The organism is Helicobacter pylori (assembly GCF_003637685.1).
Lineage (GTDB): Bacteria > Campylobacterota > Campylobacteria > Campylobacterales > Helicobacteraceae > Helicobacter > Helicobacter pylori_CJ.
This window is the reverse complement of the sequence record NZ_MVWW01000002.1, coordinates 169,953-190,144: the sequence shown is the minus strand read 5'-3', so window position 1 is coordinate 190,144 and position 20,192 is coordinate 169,953. Positions and strand designations below refer to the sequence as shown.

22 protein-coding genes are annotated in these 20,192 nt (G+C 39.1%); 10 read left to right on the top strand and 12 right to left on the bottom strand.

The genetic code is table 11. The features are described from left to right. Positions 1 to 295 precede the first annotated feature (295 nt). From EAL44_RS03040 to exbB, 3 genes are read right to left on the bottom strand one after another with little or no spacing between them, the layout of a single operon-like run. On the bottom strand, positions 296 to 1,141 hold the full coding sequence (locus EAL44_RS03040; protein WP_121074531.1) for an energy transducer TonB family protein: 846 nt from the start codon (positions 1,139 to 1,141) through the stop codon (positions 296 to 298). Next, positions 1,107 to 1,496, bottom strand: coding sequence for a TonB system transport protein ExbD (exbD, locus tag EAL44_RS03035; RefSeq protein ID WP_121074528.1), 390 nt, complete (start codon positions 1,494 to 1,496; stop codon positions 1,107 to 1,109). Before exbD ends, EAL44_RS03040 begins: the two co-directional genes overlap by 35 nt. Then, positions 1,493 to 1,930 (bottom strand): TonB-system energizer ExbB, encoded by a 438-nt coding sequence (exbB, locus tag EAL44_RS03030; protein ID WP_052917474.1) that lies wholly within the window; start codon positions 1,928 to 1,930, stop codon positions 1,493 to 1,495. The genes exbD and exbB overlap by 4 nt, the downstream gene beginning before the upstream one ends. 338 nt (positions 1,931 to 2,268) lie before the next feature. Between exbB and nikR the strand changes: the two genes are divergently transcribed. Together nikR and nadD are read left to right on the top strand one after the other, a co-directional pair. Beyond that, on the top strand, positions 2,269 to 2,715 hold the full coding sequence (gene nikR, locus EAL44_RS03025; RefSeq protein WP_000379501.1) for a nickel-responsive transcriptional regulator NikR: 447 nt from the start codon (positions 2,269 to 2,271) through the stop codon (positions 2,713 to 2,715). Then, positions 2,708 to 3,223: a nicotinate (nicotinamide) nucleotide adenylyltransferase gene (gene nadD, locus EAL44_RS03020; RefSeq protein WP_162970333.1), complete on the top strand. Its 516-nt coding sequence runs from the start codon at positions 2,708 to 2,710 to the stop codon at positions 3,221 to 3,223. Before nikR ends, nadD begins: the two co-directional genes overlap by 8 nt. Here nadD and EAL44_RS03015 read toward each other — a convergent pair. Beyond that, the gene (locus tag EAL44_RS03015; protein ID WP_121074523.1) at positions 3,220 to 3,981 is read right to left on the bottom strand and encodes a J domain-containing protein; all 762 of its coding nucleotides are present in this window, start codon (positions 3,979 to 3,981) and stop codon (positions 3,220 to 3,222) included. The two genes, nadD and EAL44_RS03015, sit on opposite strands and share 4 nt — an antisense overlap. Before the next feature lie 136 nt (positions 3,982 to 4,117). Between EAL44_RS03015 and mnmA the strand changes: the two genes are divergently transcribed. Beyond that, complete coding sequence (gene mnmA / locus EAL44_RS03010) at positions 4,118 to 5,146, top strand: tRNA 2-thiouridine(34) synthase MnmA (RefSeq protein ID WP_121074519.1); 1,029 nt, start codon at positions 4,118 to 4,120, stop codon at positions 5,144 to 5,146. Between the two features lie 63 nt (positions 5,147 to 5,209). On the opposite strand, the gene EAL44_RS03005 is transcribed toward mnmA, so the two are convergent. Both EAL44_RS03005 and EAL44_RS03000 read right to left on the bottom strand, forming a co-directional pair. After that, the gene (locus tag EAL44_RS03005) at positions 5,210 to 5,896 is read right to left on the bottom strand and encodes an NYN domain-containing protein (RefSeq protein ID WP_121074516.1); all 687 of its coding nucleotides are present in this window, start codon (positions 5,894 to 5,896) and stop codon (positions 5,210 to 5,212) included. Positions 5,897 to 6,099: 203 nt separating this feature from the next. Beyond that, complete coding sequence (locus tag EAL44_RS03000; RefSeq protein WP_240448877.1) at positions 6,100 to 7,173, bottom strand: hypothetical protein; 1,074 nt, start codon at positions 7,171 to 7,173, stop codon at positions 6,100 to 6,102. Between the two features lie 181 nt (positions 7,174 to 7,354). Here EAL44_RS03000 and dnaJ point away from each other — a divergent pair, with 181 nt between their 5' ends. Genes dnaJ through EAL44_RS02985 form a run of 3 tightly spaced genes read left to right on the top strand, consistent with a single transcriptional unit; the run spans position 7,355 to position 9,511 of the window. Further along, complete coding sequence (dnaJ, locus tag EAL44_RS02995) at positions 7,355 to 8,464, top strand: molecular chaperone DnaJ (RefSeq protein ID WP_121074510.1); 1,110 nt, start codon at positions 7,355 to 7,357, stop codon at positions 8,462 to 8,464. Between the two features lie 10 nt (positions 8,465 to 8,474). Further along, positions 8,475 to 9,161 (top strand): azaleucine resistance protein AzlC, encoded by a 687-nt coding sequence (gene azlC / locus EAL44_RS02990; RefSeq protein WP_121074508.1) that lies wholly within the window; start codon positions 8,475 to 8,477, stop codon positions 9,159 to 9,161. Beyond that, positions 9,155 to 9,511, top strand: a complete 357-nt coding sequence (locus EAL44_RS02985; protein ID WP_121074505.1) for a branched-chain amino acid transporter permease — start codon at positions 9,155 to 9,157, stop codon at positions 9,509 to 9,511. Before azlC ends, EAL44_RS02985 begins: the two co-directional genes overlap by 7 nt. On the opposite strand, the gene EAL44_RS02980 is transcribed toward EAL44_RS02985, so the two are convergent. Genes EAL44_RS02980 through crdA form a run of 4 tightly spaced genes read right to left on the bottom strand, consistent with a single transcriptional unit; the run spans position 9,492 to position 15,236 of the window. After that, positions 9,492 to 12,599 carry an efflux RND transporter permease subunit gene (locus tag EAL44_RS02980; protein WP_121074502.1) on the bottom strand — a complete coding sequence of 1,036 codons (3,108 nt, stop codon included), beginning with the start codon at positions 12,597 to 12,599 and terminating at the stop codon, positions 9,492 to 9,494. The two genes, EAL44_RS02985 and EAL44_RS02980, sit on opposite strands and share 20 nt — an antisense overlap. After that, positions 12,600 to 13,619, bottom strand: coding sequence for an efflux RND transporter periplasmic adaptor subunit (locus tag EAL44_RS02975; RefSeq protein ID WP_121074500.1), 1,020 nt, complete (start codon positions 13,617 to 13,619; stop codon positions 12,600 to 12,602). It abuts the gene before it with no gap. After that, a complete protein-coding gene (gene crdB, locus EAL44_RS02970; RefSeq protein WP_121074497.1) occupies positions 13,616 to 14,854 on the bottom strand; it encodes a copper resistance outer membrane protein CrdB in 1,239 nt (412 codons plus the stop codon). The genes EAL44_RS02975 and crdB overlap by 4 nt, the downstream gene beginning before the upstream one ends. Before the next feature lie 4 nt (positions 14,855 to 14,858). Next, positions 14,859 to 15,236, bottom strand: coding sequence for a copper resistance determinant CrdA (gene crdA, locus EAL44_RS02965; protein ID WP_000731626.1), 378 nt, complete (start codon positions 15,234 to 15,236; stop codon positions 14,859 to 14,861). A gap of 174 nt (positions 15,237 to 15,410) precedes the next feature. Between crdA and fumC the strand changes: the two genes are divergently transcribed. The 3 genes from fumC to EAL44_RS02945 are packed head-to-tail and all read left to right on the top strand — an operon-like array spanning position 15,411 to position 17,681. Further along, positions 15,411 to 16,802 carry a class II fumarate hydratase gene (fumC, locus tag EAL44_RS02955; RefSeq protein WP_121074494.1) on the top strand — a complete coding sequence of 464 codons (1,392 nt, stop codon included), beginning with the start codon at positions 15,411 to 15,413 and terminating at the stop codon, positions 16,800 to 16,802. A gap of 21 nt (positions 16,803 to 16,823) precedes the next feature. Continuing rightward, the gene (locus EAL44_RS02950) at positions 16,824 to 17,075 is read left to right on the top strand and encodes a hypothetical protein (protein ID WP_121074491.1); all 252 of its coding nucleotides are present in this window, start codon (positions 16,824 to 16,826) and stop codon (positions 17,073 to 17,075) included. A gap of 30 nt (positions 17,076 to 17,105) precedes the next feature. Continuing rightward, positions 17,106 to 17,681: a ribonuclease HII gene (locus EAL44_RS02945; protein WP_162970332.1), complete on the top strand. Its 576-nt coding sequence runs from the start codon at positions 17,106 to 17,108 to the stop codon at positions 17,679 to 17,681. Between the two features lie 15 nt (positions 17,682 to 17,696). Here EAL44_RS02945 and EAL44_RS02940 read toward each other — a convergent pair whose 3' ends face one another. Together EAL44_RS02940 and EAL44_RS02935 are read right to left on the bottom strand one after the other, a co-directional pair. Continuing rightward, complete coding sequence (locus tag EAL44_RS02940; protein WP_162970329.1) at positions 17,697 to 18,278, bottom strand: hypothetical protein; 582 nt, start codon at positions 18,276 to 18,278, stop codon at positions 17,697 to 17,699. Positions 18,279 to 18,558: 280 nt separating this feature from the next. Then, positions 18,559 to 19,647 carry an ATP-binding protein gene (locus EAL44_RS02935; RefSeq protein WP_121074482.1) on the bottom strand — a complete coding sequence of 363 codons (1,089 nt, stop codon included), beginning with the start codon at positions 19,645 to 19,647 and terminating at the stop codon, positions 18,559 to 18,561. Positions 19,648 to 19,854: 207 nt separating this feature from the next. On the opposite strand from EAL44_RS02935, the gene rpsJ reads away from it, so the two are divergent. Continuing rightward, entirely contained in the window at positions 19,855 to 20,169 is a 315-nt protein-coding gene (gene rpsJ / locus EAL44_RS02930; RefSeq protein WP_000411561.1) for a 30S ribosomal protein S10, read from the top strand. Positions 20,170 to 20,192: the final 23 nt, after the last annotated feature.

Below are 20,192 nucleotides of genomic sequence, written 5' to 3'. Positions count from 1 at the left end.
CACCGATTTGATAGCCCACGCTCATAAAAAATCCGTCGTCTTCAGCTCTTGATAATGAAGCTACGAGAGAAAGAGAGAGTAAGAGGGATTTTTTGATTTTCATGTTTTCTCCTTTTATTAGATTTTTCTTTGATACAAAGAAACTTCGTATTATAAGCAATAAATGGAATTTTATGGCTAATTTTAGCTCTAAATTTTAGAGATTTTGTTTTTTTTTTTTTTTTGTAAATTGCGAAAAATAGGGGTTTTGGCCTAACTTTTAAGGCTTAAAAACCGCCCTTAAAAGAAAGACTAATCAGTCTTCTTTCAAGCTATAAGCGATAGGGATTTTTAGATGCACGGTTTCTTCTGGTTTAGGGAATAGATGCGCCGCGCTTTTAATGGCCTCTAAAGCCGCATGGTTTAAAATATCTGTCGTGTTGCTTTTGACGACTTTAATGTCCGTAACGCTCCCATCAGCATTGATCGTAAAACTCACCAACACTTCGCCCTCAATGCCCCTAATCTGCGCCATTTTAGGGTAGCGGTTCTTAGAAGAAATAGCGGTTTGGATCTTCATTAAAAACTCGTTGCTCACCCCTGGGTTATAGGCTTGCGCTTCAGAAGTGGCCCCATCAGAAGTTTTGTTAGACTCTTCTTGCTTGTCTTTTTCTTTGACTATATCTTTAGTCGTTACTTGTTTAGGAGCGCTTTTTTCTTTAGCTTCCTCTTTAGCCTCTTCTTTTTTGGGTTCTTCTTTAGGCTCTTCTTTTTTAACCTCTTCAACTTTAGGCTCAGGCTTAGGCTCGGGTTTTGGCTTAGGCTCAGGCTTAGGTTTTGGTTTTGGCTTGGGTTTGGGTTTAGGTTTAGGCTTTGTAACCTCTTTTTTGGGTTCTTCTTTTTTTGGCTCTTCTTTCTTGGGTTTTTCTTTAGGCTCTTCTTTGGGTTTAGCGGATTCGGCATTCGTCTTCACTTTAGAATTGGTGTTAATGCTGGCTAAACTCATGGTAACCTTAGTGGTCCCGGCTTGCGCTAAAGGCGCTGGGGCGTCTTCGTGCAGTAAAAAATAGCCAAACCCTATAGCGTATAGGGCAAAAGAGATTAAAAAGCTAACACTCGTTGAAACTTTACTGAGCTTGCGTGGAGATGGAGAAATTTTCATGATTATGCTCTTTTAAAATATCCATAATGCTGATAAAAGTTTCAAAACGAGAGCCTTTGTCGCTTTTTAAGTCTATAAGGGTTTTAGGGTCTGTTTGTTTGACCATAGCGCTCAAAGCTTCTAAATTCGTCGGTTTGTCATCTACGAAAATATTGTCATGCTCATCTACAGAGATGACCACCACTTTTTGATCGTTTGACTGCGTTTTTTCCGCATTTTTAGCGTTAGGGAGATTGACTTTAATCTTACCTTGCGCAATAAAAGTAGAAATGCTTAACACAATCGCTAGCAAAACGAGCATAATATCAATGAAAGGGACAACATTCAGCCCATCGCCTCTTCTGATGCTTTTCATTTTTTCATGATCCTAAATTTTTCACTCAACACATCGGATTTTCTCAATAAGCTATTATAAGCGATCAAAGTGGGAATCGCCACAGCAAGCCCTAAAGCGGTCGCTTTTAAAGCCAAAGACAAACCTACCATGATCGTTTTAGCGTCCATCCCGCCGCTCACGCCCATGTCATAGAAAATCACCATAATCCCTAAAACCGTCCCTAACAAGCCCACATAAGGCGCATTAGAATAAATCACATAGAGAATGGTTAGATTCTTGGTTAAATCCAGATTGAGGGCATCTATATCATCGTAAGCCTTCAAATTGACTTTGGAATAAAAAATAATCCTTTCAATCGCAAACCACAAGGCTAAAAAACTGGCCACGCCAAGCACCGCAAAAACAAACACATCCACATAATCTTTCAACATTGCCATTGAAAAACCGCCCATAAAAACTCCTTGTTACGATAAAATAATCCCCTTAAAACTAAAGCCGCATGCCATACAGCCGCATTCTATAGAGCATGCACTCTTAAGAAGCGCTTTTTCGCATGAATGCTCCAAAATGATAAAGGAACATTGGATTGTTGATTATATTGTTTTAATAATAAACAAGTCAATGATAATTAACCTAGTAATTGTAATTAAATTCAAACGCTAAAACCACCTTATAACCAACTATTCCAAATACTAGCCGAGTTTATACTATAATCGTTAATTTTAAATTAACTCACAGATAGTAGCATGAGCGGCTTTTAATAGACTCATGCCAAAAAGGATTTTCTCAAATGGATACACACAATAAAGACGATTCAATCATCCGCTTTTCGGTTTCTTTACAACAAAATTTATTGGACGAATTGGACAACCGCATCATTAAAAACGGCTATTCTTCTCGATCAGAATTGGTGCGCGACATGATCAGAGAAAAATTAGTAGAAGACAATTGGGCAGAAGACAATCCTAGCAATGAGAGTAAAATCGCCGTGCTGGTAGTGATTTATGACCACCATCAAAGGGAATTAAACCAGCGCATGATAGACATCCAGCATGCGAGTGGGACGCATGTTTTATGCACCACGCACATTCATATGGACGCGCATAATTGCTTGGAGACGATCATTTTGCAAGGCAATTCGCATGAAATCCAACGCTTGCAATTAGAGATTGGGGGGCTTAGGGGGGTTAAATTCGCTAAATTGACTAAGGCGTCTAGCTTTGAATACAATGAATAGCGTGTTAGAATGCCAAGAATTAGCGCTCTATGGAGGGAGTTTTGATCCCTTGCACAAGGCTCATTTAGCCATTATTGAGCAAACTTTAGAATTACTGCCATTCGCTGAGCTGATTGTCTTACCCGCTTATCAAAACCCTTTCAAAAAGCCATGCTTTTTAGACGCAAAAACCCGTTTTAAAGAATTAGAAAGAGCTTTAAAGGGAATAGACAGGGTGCTGTTGAGCGATTTTGAAATCAAGCAAAAAAGGGCTGTACCTACGATAGAAAGCGTGCTTCATTTTCAAAAGCTCTATCGCCCTAAAACGCTGTATTTAGTCATAGGAGCGGATTGCTTGAGGCATCTTTCTTCTTGGACAAACGCTACAGAGCTTTTAAAAAGGGTGGAATTAGTGGTTTTTGAAAGGATTGGCTATGAAGAGATCCAATTTAAGGGGCGTTACCACCCTTTAAAAGGGATTGATACACCGATTTCTTCTAGCGCGATTAGGGCTAGTTTGGGGGTTTAAGCGTGTTTTTTAATGTGGCGGTAAGCCTCTTGAATGATTGCGAAGCGTTTGGCATAAAGAGCCTTTTTTTCTTTAAGATCGCACAAATCAGGGTGGTAGGTTTTGGCTAATTCCAAATAGCGCTTTTTGACTTCGCTGAAATTCTCATGCTTGATAAACCCTAGCGTTTTATAGCATTCTCTTAATTTGCGCTCCGCTATAGTGGTGTAGCTGTCCTTGCCAAAACCATTAGGGTAGATGAAATCTAAGCATGCGTTATGGACGATCTTGTTTTCATGGAGCGTTACAATAAGTTCCCAAAAACGCTCTGAATCGCCTCTTATATGCAATTCATCTTGGGTTTCTAAAAACACATAGCCGTTGAATTTTTGGCGTAAAAACCGCTTGGCGATAGGGTGCTTGGTGATAAAAAGCGCATATTCTGCACTAAAGATTAAAACTTTCACTTCTATTTTTTCTAAAAGCGTGTTTTGAGCCATGATTTTGATGCGTATGGGCAAGCGGCTTTTTTGCAAGATTTCTTCTAAAGAATGCACGCTAATATCCTTTTCATGCGTGCATTCAAGGGCATGATAAACCCAGTTAAGCAAGTAATTTTTCTTAAAGCATTCCGTGTCGTTTAAAATGAGTAACGACGAAGAGAGCATGTGGCACTGGCTGAAATGCTTTTTAGCGTAGTTTAAAACTTTTTTCAATAAAGGGTGGCTGTTAGGGAGCGCGATTTGCGTGAATCTGGCTAACAATTCAATTTTGGCCATTACCCTTTGTTTCTCCTTTTGATGCGATTTTAAAAAATCTTTAGGTATTTTAGCATGCCAATGGTTAAAAAAGGGCAGTTATGAATGGTTTTTGCGCTAGACTACAAGCCATAATCCATTGAATGAAAGAATAACAATGAAAATAGCGGTATTACTCAGTGGGGGGGTGGATAGCTCTTATAGCGCTTATAGCTTAAAAGAGCAAGGGCATGAATTGGTGGGGATTTATTTAAAACTCCATGCGAGTGAAAAAAAACACGATTTATACATTAAAAACGCTCAAAAAGCGTGCGAGTTTTTAGGCATTCCTTTAGAAGTGTTGGATTTTCAAAAGGATTTTAAAAGCGCGGTTTATGATGAATTTATTAACGCGTATGAAGAAGGGCAAACCCCTAACCCATGCGCGTTGTGCAACCCTTTAATGAAATTTGGATTAGCTTTAGATCACGCTTTAAAATTAGGGTGTGAAAAGATCGCTACCGGGCATTATGCGAGAGTCAAAGAAATTGACAAAATAAGTTATATTCAAGAAGCTTTGGATAAAACTAAAGATCAGAGCTATTTTTTATACGCTTTAGAGCATGAAGTCATCGCTAAATTGGTGTTCCCTTTAGGGGATTTGTTAAAAAAGGATATTAAGCCTTTAGCCTTGAATGCGATGCCTTTTTTAGGCACTTTAGAGACTTATAAGGAATCTCAAGAAATTTGCTTTGTGGAAAAAAGCTACATTGACACTTTAAGAAAGCATGTTGAAGTGGAAAAAGAGGGCGTGGTGAAAAACCTACAAGGCGAAATCATTGGCACGCATAAGGGCTATATGCAATACACGATTGGCAAACGCAAAGGCTTTAGTATTAAAGGCGCGTTAGAGCCGCATTTTGTGGTGGGGATTGACGCTAAAAAGAACGAGCTAGTCGTGGGCAAAAAAGAAGATCTAGCCACGCATTCCCTTAAGGCTCAAAACAAGTCTTTAATGAAAGATTTTAAAAAGGGCGAATATTTTATCAAAGCTCGTTACAGGAGCGTGCCTGCTAAAGCGTTTGTGAGTTTAAAAGATGAGGTGATTGAAGTGGAGTTTAAAGAGCCTTTTTATGGCGTGGCTAAAGGGCAAGCTTTGGTCGTTTATCAAGATGACATCTTGCTGGGTGGGGGCGTGATTGTTTAAAAACTAAAGAACTAAGAGATACGCCTTTTGGCAGTCTCTTAATGTTTTATTGAATAGGCGTTATCATTGTTGTTTAAATTGTGGCAACCTGGTGGTCAAGTAATCAATATGTTCTTTTAGATCCTCTCTAATATGATTTCCCATAGGATCAAGAGTGAAAATGATACCTTCAACTCGAGCAAGTTTTGAAGCAGGGACAAAATCGCTATCACCAGAAATTAAAACGATTTTTTGCACTAATTTTTTCAACGCTAAAGTGGCTATATCAAGTCCTATCTTTATATCAACGCCCTTTTGCTTTGCGTGATAGATAAAATCATCATTTTGAAATTCCTCTATACTTATTCTCCTGTTAAAAAGTTTCTTTTCTTTTTCTTGGTCACGAATGACCCATCTGGCATTTTTCTCGTCAAGATACCCCAACCTTAACGCCAAGCAAGGTTTGGAAATTAAGTGTTCGTGTAACTCTTCCCTTTCTTTATAGGTTGGGCTTTTTGATAGATCTAGAGCTTTTTGAGTGTATGGATAATGAGCCTTTTTCTTTAATGGCTTGCAATCGTAAAAAAATATGCGGTATAGTTCTTCATCATTCTTTTTATTGATATGCTTTAGGCAATAAGTATGAGTATGGTGTGCTAATTTTTTTGGGTTAAAACTTTCATACTTGTCACTAGACTGCTTTTTAAGATGAGATTTGTAGCATCTTATAAAAAAGTCTCCATCCACAAGTATAGCTACTTTTTTTGACATTCTTAAATCCTAAGTAATATAAGGAAAGCTCCGCTCCTTTCAACATGTCAGTGTTGAAAAAAGGAACGGATAAAAATATCTAGGGTTCGCACTTGTATTCTATGGGTTCACAAGGGTCGTGGGATCTCCTAATATAAAAGAGATCCTTCCTAGAAGTTATGCTCTTATTTTACTCTAATTGTTTTTGCTTGTCAAATATTGTCCTACTCTCGCTTAAAATTTTCAAAGCTAGGGAATCCATGCGGATCTAAGCGGATATTTTTAATGGAAGCCTTTTCATTGCTCAAATCACCGCTTAAATTTAGGGGCTTTTTAGTCGGTTGTTTGGCTAAAAGGGCTAAAACTCGGGCGTTTAGTGCCATGGTTTCATTCAAAAACGCCATTTGCTTGCTCAATTCGCTTAAAAATTCTATATTCAAGGTTTTTAAAGTGTGTTCGTAATTGGCTAAGATCAGAGCATGCTTTTCTTTATTGTTTTTAGCGTCTTTTAATTCTTTGTCCCGCTCTATTAGGGCGTTTTGGTAGCGTTGGCGCAATTGGTTAGCGCATGATTTGAGATTTTCTTTATCGCATAAAAAATGCGTTTTTAAAGTTTCTAGGCGTTTTTCTAAGGGTAAAAAGGTTTTTAGGGCGTCTTCTTTAGCTTGGATTTGGTTTTGAAGCTTGTTTTTTAATTTTTTCAAACGCATGGCTTTATAGGCTTGAAAATCATGGTTTATAAGAGCGTTGTATTCTAGGGTTTTGTTATGGGATTGTTGGTTATGCATTTGATTTTCTAAAACTTGATCGCACAAAGCGTTTAAAGCGCTCATCAAATCCAATTGCGAGAGCAAATGGGCGAGTTTGGGCTCTTTGAGTAAGAAAAGGGCGTTGTTTTGCTCTTGGACTTCTAAAGCGTTTGAAGCCTCTTCTAAATTCTTAACACCGCTCAAATAAGGGCAATGTTCTTGCAAGAAAAGCGTTTGGGATTCTTTTGTCAAGCGTTCTTGTTCCATGCTCTCTTTTAAGCGTTTTTCTAAAGCTTGTAATTTTTCTAATTCCAAAGCGCTTTGTTTCAATAACGCATCAGTGTCCATAAGGCGGATTTGACTAGCGTTAAAAAAACGCCTCTGGCTAGTTAGGGTGCTGTTAGCCTTTTTAATTTCTTTAAGTTGATCCTGGTTGTTGGAAAGCACGCTTTGATAGATCCTTAAACTTTCATTGAGTTTATAGAGCATGTCAGAAAGCTGTTCGTTAGAGCGCGAGAGCTTGGCGTTAGTTTGAGAATCAAAAGTCATCATTATCTGTGCGTTTGAAAAGGTTAGAAAAAATAAGAAGAAGCAAAAAAATCTCATGAGGTTATCTTTATTACTATAGTTTCATCGTGTTATTTTATCTAAGTTTTGGCATGTGCTAAAACACGCAAAATTATCGCTTTTAAGGTAAAATAAGCGTTTTGATGCCATTTTTGGAGCGATCGTGGAATTGAGTTATTATGAAATTTTAGAAGTGGAAAAACACAGCAACCAAGAGACCATTAAAAAGTCTTACAGAAAACTGGCTTTAAAATACCACCCAGACCGAAACGCCGGCGATAAAGAAGCCGAAGAAAAGTTCAAGCTCATCAATGAAGCCTATGGGGTGCTAAGCGATGAAAAGAAGCGGGCCTTATACGACAGGTATGGTAAAAAGGGCTTAAACCAAGCCGGCGCGAGCCAGAGCGATTTTTCTGATTTTTTTGAAGATTTAGGCTCGTTTTTTGAAGACGCTTTTGGGTTTGGCACTAGGGGGAGTAAAAGGCAAAAAAGCTCTATTGCGCCGGATTATTTGCAAACCATTGAATTGAGTTTTAAAGAAGCGGTTTTTGGCTGTAAAAAAACCATTAAAGCCCAATACCAGAGCGTTTGTGAAAGTTGCGATGGCACGGGCGCTAAAGATAAAGCCCTAGAGACTTGCAAACAATGCAACGGGCAGGGGCAGGTGTTCATGCGTCAAGGTTTTATGAGTTTTGCGCAAACTTGTGGGGCGTGTCAAGGCAAGGGCAAAATCATTAAAACCCCATGTCAAGCGTGCAAGGGTAAAACCTACATTCTTAAAGATGAAGAAATTGATGCGATAATCCCTGAGGGCATTGATGATCAAAACCGCATGGTGCTTAAACATAAAGGCAATGAATACGAGAAGGGGAAAAGAGGGGATTTGTATTTAGAAGCGCGAGTCAAAGAAGATGAGCATTTCAAGCGCGAAGGCTGTGATTTGTTCATTGAAGTGCCGGTGTTTTTCACCACTATCGCTTTAGGGCATACCATTAAGGTGCCGTCTTTAAAAGGGGACGAACTGGAATTAAAAATCCCTAGAAACGCTAGAGACAAACAAACTTTTGTGTTTAGAAACGAGGGCGTGAAACACCCTGAAAGCTCTTATAGGGGGAGTTTGATCGTGGAATTGCAAGTGATTTATCCAAAAAGCTTGAATAAAGAACAGCAAGGGTTATTGGAAAAATTGCATGCGAGTTTTGGCTATGAGAGCGAACCGCATAAAAGCGTTTTAGAAACCTGTATTTCTAAAATTAAAGACTGGTTTAAATAGAGGGTTGTTGATGCATGATTTTCTAAAAGCCTTCAAAGACGCTTTCCCTCATACCATTTCTATTTTGTTAGGGTATTTGCTTATGGGAATGACTTTTGGAATGCTTTTAGTCCAGCATGGCTATGATTATAAAGTCGCTTTGTTCATGTCGTTATTCATTTATGCTGGGGCGGTGCAGTTTGTAGCGATCACGCTTTTGAGCGCACAAGCGAGTTTGATGAATGTCGTTATTGTGAGCTTGCTAGTGAATGCGAGACAGACTTGTTATGCGCTTTCCATGCTAGATCGATTTAAAAACACCAAATGGCGTTTGCCCTATTTAGTGCATGCGCTCACGGATGAAACCTTTGCGCTATTGAATTTATACGCTCCTAAAGAGGGGGTGAGTGAAAAAGACTTTATTTTTAGCATTTCCTTACTCAACCATTCTTATTGGGTTATTGGCTCTTTAATCGGTTCGTTAGCCGGATCGCATTTTTCCTTTGACACTCAAGGCATGGAATTTGTGATGACAGCGATTTTTATCGTGCTGTTTATGGAGCAATACAAACGAAACACGAACCACAAAAACGCATGGCTTGGGATTATTATTGCGGTTGTTTGTTTAGCGCTCTTTGGGACTGAATACTTTTTGCTCATCGCTTTAGTTTTAATGGTGCTTGCCCTCATTTTGTTTAGAAAGCAGTTAGAATGTTAACGCATTCTATACTCATTATTTTAGTCATCATAATAACGACTTACTTCACGCGCATTTGGCCTTTTATGGTGTTTAACGCTAAAAACCCGCCCAACGACTTTGTGCGTTATTTGGGTAGGGCTTTATCATGCTCAGTGATAGGCATGCTCGTGGTTTATTGTTTTAAAGACATTCACATTTTAAAACCCCCTTATGGGATCAATGAAATCACCGCTTTTTTATCCGTCATCTTTTTGCACCGCATTTTTAAGGCGTTCGTTTTAAGCATCACGCTCCCTACCATTCTTTACATGGTTTTAGTCCAAAGCCATGTATTAGAAAAGGCTTTTTTTAATATTCATGTTTCCTAACCCTAGCGTTTTTAATCACAAAATACGCCGTAGGGATAATAAAAAGCGTTAAAACAACGCTACTCATCATGCCCCCTAGCATGGGCGCAGCGATGGATTTCATGATCTCACTACCTGTGCCATGGCTATACATGATCGGAATGAGTGAAGCTAAAATGCTAAAAAAGGTCATCAGCTTGGGCCTTACCCTAAGCACCGCCCCATGCATGATGGCCTCTTTTAAGGCGACGCTATTTTGCTCTTTTAAAGGGGTTTTAATGAATTTTTGAAACGCGTCTTCTAAATAAATGATCATCACAATAGCCGTTTCGCTCGCCACCCCTAAAAGGGCTAAAAAGCCCACTAACGCCGCCACGCTCATGTTAAAGCCCATGAGATTCATAAAAATCAACCCCCCCAAAAACGCAAAAGGCAGAGTGAAAAAGCATAGTAAGGAATTGGTGAGATTCTTTAAAGCAAAGACAATTAAAATAAAAATGATAAACACGCTCACCGGCACGATGTATTGTAGGGTTTTAAACGCCTCTTCTAAATATTGGCTTTCGCCGCTAAATTCATAATAATACCCGTTAGGCAATTGGATTTTTTCTAGCGCTTTTTGAGCCAGTTGCCTGTAAGTGTCAGAGCTGATACCATTTTGTGGCACAATATAAATAAAATTCACGTTCAAGCCCTTTTCGCTTTTTAACACCGCCGGCGAGTTGTCGTAATACACATGGGCCAATTCCCTTAAGGGCATGTAATTGTAAGCGGTTTTGATGTAGAGATTTTTTAATTTTTCAATGGTGTTTCTTTCGGTGTCTTCTAAGCGTAAAGAAATGGGATAACTTTCTACGCCTTTAATCATGGTCGTGAGCGTGGCTCCGCCCAGAGCGAATTTAATCGCATCTAACACGGCGTTTTTATTGATGCCATAACGAGCCAGATTTTCATCGTTCAAATCCAGCGTGATGTAGTAGCCGTTATTGGATCGCTCGGCAAAGACGGATAAACTCTCTTTTAGGGCTTTGAGCTGTTGCTCCATAAGGATCGCTAATTCTTGTAATTTGTCCGTGTCATTACCATAGAGCTTGATGCCTAGGGGCGTTCTAATGCCGGTTAAGAGCATGTCCGTTCTGCCACGAATGGGGTAAGTCCATGAATTAGTCAAGCCTTTTAATTGCAGGGTTTTTTCCAATTTGTCCCTAACTTCTTTATAACTGAGCTTTTCTTTCCATTCGTTTTTTGGCTTTAATTCAATGTAGGTTTCTATCATTCCTAAACCGGCGGCATCGGTGCTGGTGTTAGCGCGCCCCACTTTACCAAAAACCTGTTTGACAAAATCCAGTTGCTTGATAGCGGCATTACTTTTTTTTAAATATTCTAAAGCGGTGTCAATGCCCACGCCATTAAGCGTTACAGGCATATACATGATTACCCCCTCATTGATTTGGGGGATAAATTCCCAATTAAGTTTTTTATACGCTAGATACAAACCCCCTAAACCTAAGACGCTCGCTATTAAAAAAGCGTATCTGAATTTAAGCACAACCTTCAAACTCACACCATAAATTTTCATGAAAAAAGCGTTAATAGGGTTTTTAGACTCTTCTAAAATCCGCCCTTTAATGAGCCATACCATTAAAATAGGGACTATGGTGATAGAGAGTAGCGCTCCTACTAGCATGGCAAAGGTTTTGGTGTAAGCTAAAGGGGCAAAAAGCTTTTCTTCTTGACCGGTGAGCGCGAAAATAGGCAAGAAAGAAACCACGATAATCATTAAAGCAAAAAATATCGCGCCCCCCACATGCTTAACCCCTTGCATGATAGCATTAACCCTTTGAATATTGTCTTTTGTGTCAATGTGTTGCAAATGCTTGTGAGCGTTCTCCACCATCACAATCGCCGCATCCACCATCGCCCCTATAGCGATCGCAATGCCCCCCAAACTCATGATGCTCGCTTCAATATTGAAATAACGCATGAGCAAGAAACTGATGCACACGCTTAAAGGCAGAGTGATAATCACCACTAAAGCGCTCCTGAAATGCAGTAAAAAAATCGCAATAATGACTAACACGATCGCGCTTTCTTCTATGAGCGTGTGGATCAAATTGTCAATGCCTTTTTCAATCAATTCGCTCCTGTCATACACGCTGGTGATTTTCACATCAGGGTTACTCGCTTGTAGGGTGGCGATTTTTTCTTTAATGGCTTTAAGCACCTTATAAGTGTCAGCGTGATAGCGCACCATCACAATCCCGCCTACCACTTCCTTATCGCCATTGAGATTAGCCGCTCCTCTGCGCGGTTTTGGCACTAGCCTAACGCTGGCTATATCTTTGATTTTTAAAGGGATAGCCCCTTCTTTTTTAATCACAATTTCTTCTAAATCCTTCAAAGATTGGATATAGCCATGCGATCTTATAATTTTTTCAAACCCGTTTTCTAAAATAACCCCCCCACCGGTATCGTTATTGGAATTTTTAATCGCGTTAGCAACTTGTTCCAAACTCAAGTTATAACGGATCAGAGAATCGTTTTGAAGCGTTACTTCATAATCTTTCACAAAGCCCCCCACGCTTGCGACCTCACTCACCCCATCAACCCCTAAAAGCGCATAGCGGTAATAGAAATCTTGCAAGACTTTCAAATCGCTTAAATTCTTGCTATCGCTAGATAAGGCGTATTGATACGCCCAGCCAATAGAAGTGGAATCGCTCCCTATTTCTACTTTAGCGTCCTTAGGCAAATTGCTCACTCGGTTTAATTGCTCTAAAACCCTATCCCTAGCCCAATACAGATTGACGCCGTCTTTAAAAATGATGTAAATCAAACCGCTTTCATAACTAGAAATCCCCCTAACCGTTTCAATGTTAGCGATGCTCATGAAAGTAGAAACTAGCGGGTAAGTAACCTGCTCTTGCACGATTTTAGGGCTTTGATTGGGGTAAGTGATCTGCACGACCACTTGAGCGGGGCTTAAATCCGGCAAAGCGTCTAAACGAACGCTTTTTATCGCCCACAAAGAGGCTAAAAAAATGAGTAGAGTGACTAGAGTGGTAAGGAGTTTGTTCTTAACGCTTACATCAATGATTTTTTCTATCATTCAATAATCCCCGTTGTTTTGAGCGTCAGCGTCTAGCACGAATAAAGCGTTATTAGCGACTTCTTCGCCCGCTTCTAAACCCTCTACAATTGCATAACTCCCATCGCTCAAGCGGACGGCTTTAATCTCTAGGGGGGTTAAACCAAAATCATCTTTTTTAAACACGATAGCTTTCCCCCCCTTAATCAAAACCGCTTCTTTAGGCAAAATCTTCATTTTTTTTGGTTTTTGAAAGATTTCTACTTGAGCGAACATGTTAGGGTAATAAAGCTGTTTAAGATTAGGCACATTGAAACGCGCTTCTAGCATTTTGTCTTGCGCATTTATGATGGGGTTGATGTTTTCAAGCGCGATTGCTTGCTTGCCTTTAACCCCTTCTACGAACAAGATCGCTTGATGCGTGTTTTTTAAAAATTCTAAATCCTCTTGATTGACTTTAACAAGCGCCCACAATTGGCTTAAATCTATGATTTGAAACAACTCTTGCCCTTTTTTAAAAAAGCTCCCCTCATTGAGATCCGGGCTTTTTTTAAAAATAACGCCGTTGAAACGAGAGTAAATAGTCATTTCATTTTGGACTTTATGGCTGCTAATGATCTTTTCAATGCTAGAGTTTTCTAACCCTAGTAGTTTTAATTTTTCTTTAATCGCTCCCACTTGCTGGTTGAATTTCAATGATGATAACAGCTCACTTTGAACGCTTGCTAATTCAGGGGAATACACGCTCAAGAGTCTATCGCCCTTTTTAATGGGGGTATAGGTTTTATTCGCATAAAGCTTTTCCACATAGCCATCAAAACGCAGGGTTTGAGAAAAAATCAGCGCTTCATTAGGCTCTAAAATCGCATAATAGCGCCGGCTTTGAGAAAATTCTTTTTCTATAACCTTAGTGGTGGAAATATTAAAATGAGTTTGGCTTTTAGCTTCTTTAGTTTTTTTAGTCTCTTGAGTCTCTTTAATTTCTTGAGCGTTAGCCAATAAGAGGCTAAAAAATAGGGCTAATAATAAAAGCCGTTTCATTCTAATCCTTTGAGGTTTTGTAAGGACAAATAAGCGCTATTTAGAGCGCTCAAGGTTTCAAGCTGGGTGATTTGAATGGTGATTTTGTCATTAAAAGCGTTGTAATAAGCGTTGTAATCGCCATTAGATTTCAAATCAAGCGCATAAATTTGCGCGATTTTTTCATTCTGCCCCACAATTTTATTGATCGCTTCCAAGTTTTTTTGCAAGGTTTCTAATTTTTTAAGGAGTTTTAGGGCCAGGTGGCGCGTTTTGTTTTTGGTGTTTTCCACTTCGCTCTTAAACACCAAGCTTTCTTTTTTCTTCTGCTCCACTAATTTAGCCTGCTTGCCATAAATGGGCAAAGGGATAGACAAAGCGACGCTAAACATGTCGTAGTTATAGTATTGTTTGGAGCGGAAATAATACACCCCAGTAACGTTCACGTCTTCTAAAAAGCTTTTTTTAGCTAAAGTAATGTCTTTTTGCGCTTTTTCTTCATCAATCCTGGCGATCGCAATATCGTAATTAGTAGCGTTAATGTTATATAGCTCTTGTTCATTATTGAATTCAAAATTTTTAGGGGCAATGCTTAAAATCTCATCTTCTTTAAAAGTCAATTCACCCATGGAATAATGGCTGCTAGACAAGGCTTCTTCTAAATTGTTTTTTTTGATTTCTAATTGCGATTTTAAAATTTCTAACTTGGCAATCGCTATTAAATTAGGCGAACTGGAATGGTTGGCCTGATAAAGGGTGTTTTCTAAATTTTTAATCGCTGTGTTTAAAAGCTCTATTTCTTGTTGGTTTTTATAGTTTTCAATGCCATTTATCATTAGATTAATCACCAATTGTTGCTTGGTTTTTTTAAGCTCTAAGATCTTTTTTTGTTTTTCTAGATGGATCATTTTAGATTGCGTGAGTTTTTTACCATTTAAATCCACTTTTTGAGACAAACCCAAGCTCATGTTTTGCATTAAGGTGCTATCCAGCCTGAAAAAATCGCTCACGTTAGCGTTGTTGTAGCCTAAATACAAAATAGGGTTATCCCATTTGCTAACGACTTTTTCTTGAGAATTTAAAGCGTCAATTTGCTCCTGTAAGGCTTGTATTTTTTGATTTTTAGAAAGGTATTTAGCCACAAAAGATTGGATCTCTAAATCTTTAGCCAAACCCAAACTAAAAAGCAGTAAAAAAGTTCTTAGAAGGCGTATTGAAACGCCCCTTTTATCAAACGCGCTTATAAAAGACAGCATGCGCTTATAAATCCAGGCTTGTTTTAGCGCGATAAACTTTGCCTTCTTTAGATTTAATATCCACCCTAACCTGCCATGTCCCGTTCATAGAAAGATTGGTTTTCGCTTCATAAAGGCCGTTTTTTTCACTCACTTGCGCCATTTCTTTCATCGCTGGCATGCCAGGCATTTCAGGCATCATAAACTGCACCCTAACGATAGCTTTTTCTAAAGCCTTACCTTTTAAAGTGGGGCTAAGCACAAAAGTGTTATCGCCTTTAATGGGGTTACCCACGGATTTGATTTTCACTTCCAAGTCATTGGCTTTTAGGGTTTGCTCCCATGCGTTTAAACTCATAACCCCCAACACGCTTACTAAAAATAAAGCGGCTAACTTTTTCATCGTTTTGACCTTTACATTAAGATAACAAGAAAATTCTTGTTGCAAACGAATGATAACCCTCTTTTGTGTAAAAATTGTGGAAATGGTTTTTAAAAAATTAAGGTTTTTAAGTAGAAGGTATAAGAGTTTATGCTATTTTTTTAAGGTTTTAAAATCAAATTTCAAAGGATTAGTATGCAATTTAGAATCGAACATGACACGATGGGCGAAATCAAAGTAAATGACAGCCAATACTGGGGGGCTCAAACGCAACGCAGTTTTGAAAACTTTAAGATCGGCACTGAGAAAATGCCTAAAGAACTCATTGGCGCGTTTGCCAAACTCAAAAGGAGTCTGGCGGTAGTTAATTACAAGTTGGGGAAATTAAGCCTGGAAAAATCGCAAGCCATTATCAAAGCGTGCGATTGCATTTTAAAAGGCGAGTTGTGTGGCGAATTCCCCCTAGCGATATGGCAAACAGGGAGCGGGACTCAAACGAACATGAACCTCAATGAAGTCATTGCCAATAAGGCTACCGAAATTTTAGGGGGTAATTTTAGAGAGAAAAAACTCATCCACCCTAACGATGATGTGAACATGTCTCAAAGCTCCAACGACACTTTCCCTACCGCAATGCACATTGTGAGCGTTCTAGAAATCACGCACAAACTACTGCCCAGTTTAGAGAATCTGTTAAAAACCTTTAAAGACAAAAGCCAACAATTTAAAGAGATTGTCAAAATCGGGCGCACGCATTTACAAGACGCTACGCCTTTAACTTTGGGGCAAGAATTTAGCGGGTATGCGAGCATGCTAGAGCATTCTAAACAACAAATTTTAGAGAGTTTGGAGCATTTAAGGGAATTAGCCATAGGCGGGACTGCCGTAGGCACCGGGCTAAACGCTCATAAAGAATTGAGTGAAAAAGTGGCTGAAGAATTGAGCCAGTTTAGCGGCGTGAAATTCATCTCTGCACCCAATAAATTCCACGCGCTCACTAGCCATGACGCTATCGCTTATGCGCATGGGGCTTTTAAGGCTTTAGCGGCGAATTTAATGAAAATCGCTAACGATATTAGATGGCTTGCAAGCGGGCCGCGCTGTGGTTTGGGCGAGCTTAATATCCCTGAAAACGAGCCGGGTAGTTCTATTATGCCCGGTAAAGTCAACCCCACGCAATGCGAAGCGATGACAATGGTGGCGGTGCAAGTGATGGGGAATGATACCGCTATTGGCATTGCGGCCAGTCAGGGTAATTTTGAATTGAATGTGTTCAAGCCGGTGATTATTTATAATTTCTTGCAAAGTTTAAGGCTATTGAGCGACAGCATGGAAAGTTTCAATATTCATTGCGCGATCGGTATTGAGCCTAATAAAGAAAAAATTGATTATTACTTGCACCATTCTTTAATGCTAGTAACCGCCCTAAACCCGCATGTAGGCTATGAAAACGCTGCTAAGATCGCTAAAAACGCCCACAAAAAAGGCATTTCTTTAAAAGAAAGCGCGGTGGAATTGAAACTCTTGAGCGCTGAAGATTTTGACAAATTCGTGGTGCCTGAAAAGATGATCGGGCCTAAGGCTTGAGACCTTGGGTGGGCGTGCGAGATGAATCCTGAAGAAGCCACTCATAGCAAAGAGATTCGTAAGATCTTAAAAGAGGCGTTGCATGACAATAAAGATTTGAATCTTTATTTGGAATCTGGAAGCAAGCATGCCAAGCTAACTGATGGGGCGTATTCTTTGACTATCCCCTCATCGCCAAGCGACAGAAAAAGCGTGAAAAACTTTGAAAAAGAATTGACAGAGTTTATTAAGAAGCTAAGAGAAAGTAGGAGAACGCATGGAGCGCATGAGTAGGGATTTTGATACCGGTTGGGTTGCGTAAAAATGATTTTAGGCATTGATGAAGCGGGTAGGGGGTGTTTGGCCGGTTCGCTTTTTGTGGCGGGGGTGGTGTGCAGTGAAAAAACAGCCTTAGAATTTCTAAAAATGGGGCTTAAGGATAGTAAGAAGCTCAGCCCCAAAAAGCGCTTTTTCTTAGAAGATAAAATCAAAACGCATGATGAGGTGGGGTTTTTCGTGGTTAAAAAAAGCGCGAATGAAATTGATAACTTAGGCTTAGGGGCGTGTTTGAAACTCGCTATTGAAGAGATTGTAGAAAATGGTTGCTCTTTAGCTAATACAATAAAGATAGATGGCAACACGGCGTTTGGCTTGAATAAACGCTACCCTAATATACAAACCATCATCAAGGGCGATGAAACAATCGCTCAAATCGCTATGGCGTCTGTTTTAGCGAAAGCTGCTAAGGACAGAGAAATGTTAGAATTGCACGCTTTGTTTAAGGAATACGGCTGGGATAAGAATTGCGGGTATGGGACTAAACAACATATAGAAGCGATGAGTAAGCTAGGGGCTACGCCTTTTCATCGGCATAGCTTCACGCTTAAAAACCGCTCATGATTTCAAACCAAACCCCTAGATGTGGAACAACGCCTTGTTTAAAATGGTGCTGAGATTGGTAGTGCTCGCTGAAGAAAGGTTGATGCGTTTGGTTTTAAAGTAAGCGATGAGATCTTCAGGCTGAATGAAAGGGAATTGCACCATAACATACACACGATGGTTGATGGCATCCACATACCTTTTGGCTAAAATGGATTTAGACGCTAAAAAATCAACAAGCCCAAATAAATGGCTGATAACGTTATTTTTAACTTGAAACGCTTTAACAATGCGATTGCGCATTTTGGTAGTGATTAAAACGCTTTCTAACGAGCTGTAAGCGTTCAATTTAGCCCTTAAAAAAGCCACTTTTTCAGCGTTTTCTTCAGGGGGCAATTTGTCATCATAGGGAATATAGTTGGAATAAAAATCGTTTCTTTTACCAGAAATTGAAGCCGATCCGACATATTGATTGGGCGGGTTCTTTTTGTTAAAAAGATTGACTTTAAGCCAATCAGGATAGTTGATCGTGTCTTTTAAACTCTCAGCATGCGCTGCTTGAGCGAAAAGACCTAAGGATAACAAGGTGCAGAAACTTAATCTTTTCAATGCGTTCATTATAGCTTCCTTTCTACAAAAGAATATTAAAAATGCCCTACGCTTTTAGGGTAGGCGGTATTTCCCAAAAAGGCGAAATACCAGGATAGCTTATAGTGGGTTAGCTTAAGAAAAGATAAAAAATATTAAATAATCAATTAAAAATTTTAGTAATAATATTAAATACATAAATACATAAATACATAAATACATAAATACATAAATACATAAATACATAAATACATAAATACATAAATACATAAATACATAAATACATAAATACATAAATACATAATAACTATTATATCAAAATAGATTGAATATCCAAAGAAAAATCAATGAAATTAAGGTGTTTGTAGGGGAGACTAGTTGCTGAAATGGGGGCGTTGATAGAAACCACCACGATATTAAAAAACCCATGCTCATGGCACCATAGAAGCTGTTTTTCTAAAAAATGGGGCGTGGGGAAAGCGTGGGCGATGAGGGCGAGCTTGTCGGTAGAATTTTTATGCAAAATAAAAATCCCATTGTCATGGGAGTAAAGCTCGTAATTTGGGAATTGCTTGTAAAGCTCTAAAAAAACCATGTTTTCAAAAACGCTTAAAAGCGAGGGGCTGGGAGTTAGGCTATAAGGCAAGGCAAAATCGCACAGATACAATTTGGTTTTATGGCTTTCAAAACTGGGGACTAAAAAAAGGATGCGTTGTTTTTCTAGCGCGTGTAAAAATTTATAAAGGGTGTCTTTAGAAATTTTAAGCTCTTTTTTGAGTTGCGTATAAAGATAAAAAGCGCTCACAAATTTGGATTGATGTGCACAGATTTTAGCCATTAAGGGGGCGTAAGCCTGAAAGATTAGTTTGATATTTTCTTGTTTTTTTAGGATTTTTTCTTGCTCGTTTTCTATAAAAAGCGAATCTAAAGCGTTGCCGTCTCTTAAAAAGCGGTTAAACAGGGTGTTTTTAGGGGTGTTGGGTTTGAAAAAGCTGCCGTATTCTTTAAAACTCAACCCTAACGCATAGCACAAACTAAAATCGGGCGCTGTTATGGGGCTTAAATAATTAGGGATAAGAATAATTTTGGGGAGTTTAGGCAGGCTGAAATCCAGGCGATCAATACGATCTAAAATGAGCAAGTCCATTTTCTTTTCTAAATGCCATTTTAAAAGCCACGAGCTTAAGAGATTTTTATTCAAACGCATGTCGTTGCAATTGATATACACAGGGTTTTTGAAATCCTTCGCTAGTTTGAGGGCAAAAGTGGTTTTACCGGATTCCATCGGCCCTAAAAGACAGATCTTATCGCTTGAAGGTGGGTTTAAAAGCGGGTTGTTTAACGCCGGCTCTTTAGGGGTTTCAAAAGGCCCAAAAGGGTGCAAGCAAGAAAGGGGCATGAACTTCCTTACAAAGGGGATTGAATAAGATAATCGTAGCGCCTTTTTTTATATTTCCTTATAAAAAGGAAGTAAAAATCTCTAAAAAGCCCTAAAAATAGCAAAAGTTATTGACTAAAGGGCGCATTTTGAGTAGTATTTCAGTTTTTATTTTATTGTTTTATTCTGCTTCAGCAGTGAATAAAACGAGTTCTTTTAGGAGAGTTTATGGAAAAAATCAGGTTGAAGCTCAAAGCTTATGACCATAGAGTGTTGGATCGATCTGTTGTGGCTATCGTGGAGGCTGTAAAGCGTTCAGGTTCTGAAATTAGAGGGCCTATCCCTTTACCGACTAAGAATAAGCGTTACACCGTTTTGCGCTCCCCGCATGTCAATAAGGATTCAAGAGAGCAGTTTGAGATTAGGGTTTATAGCCGATTGATTGATATTATTTCGGCCACCCCAGAAACCGTGGATAGCTTGATGAAGTTGGATTTAGCTCCTGAAGTGGATGTAGAAGTAACTTCTATGGAAACGAAGTAGTCCTAACGCATTGAGATCATAAA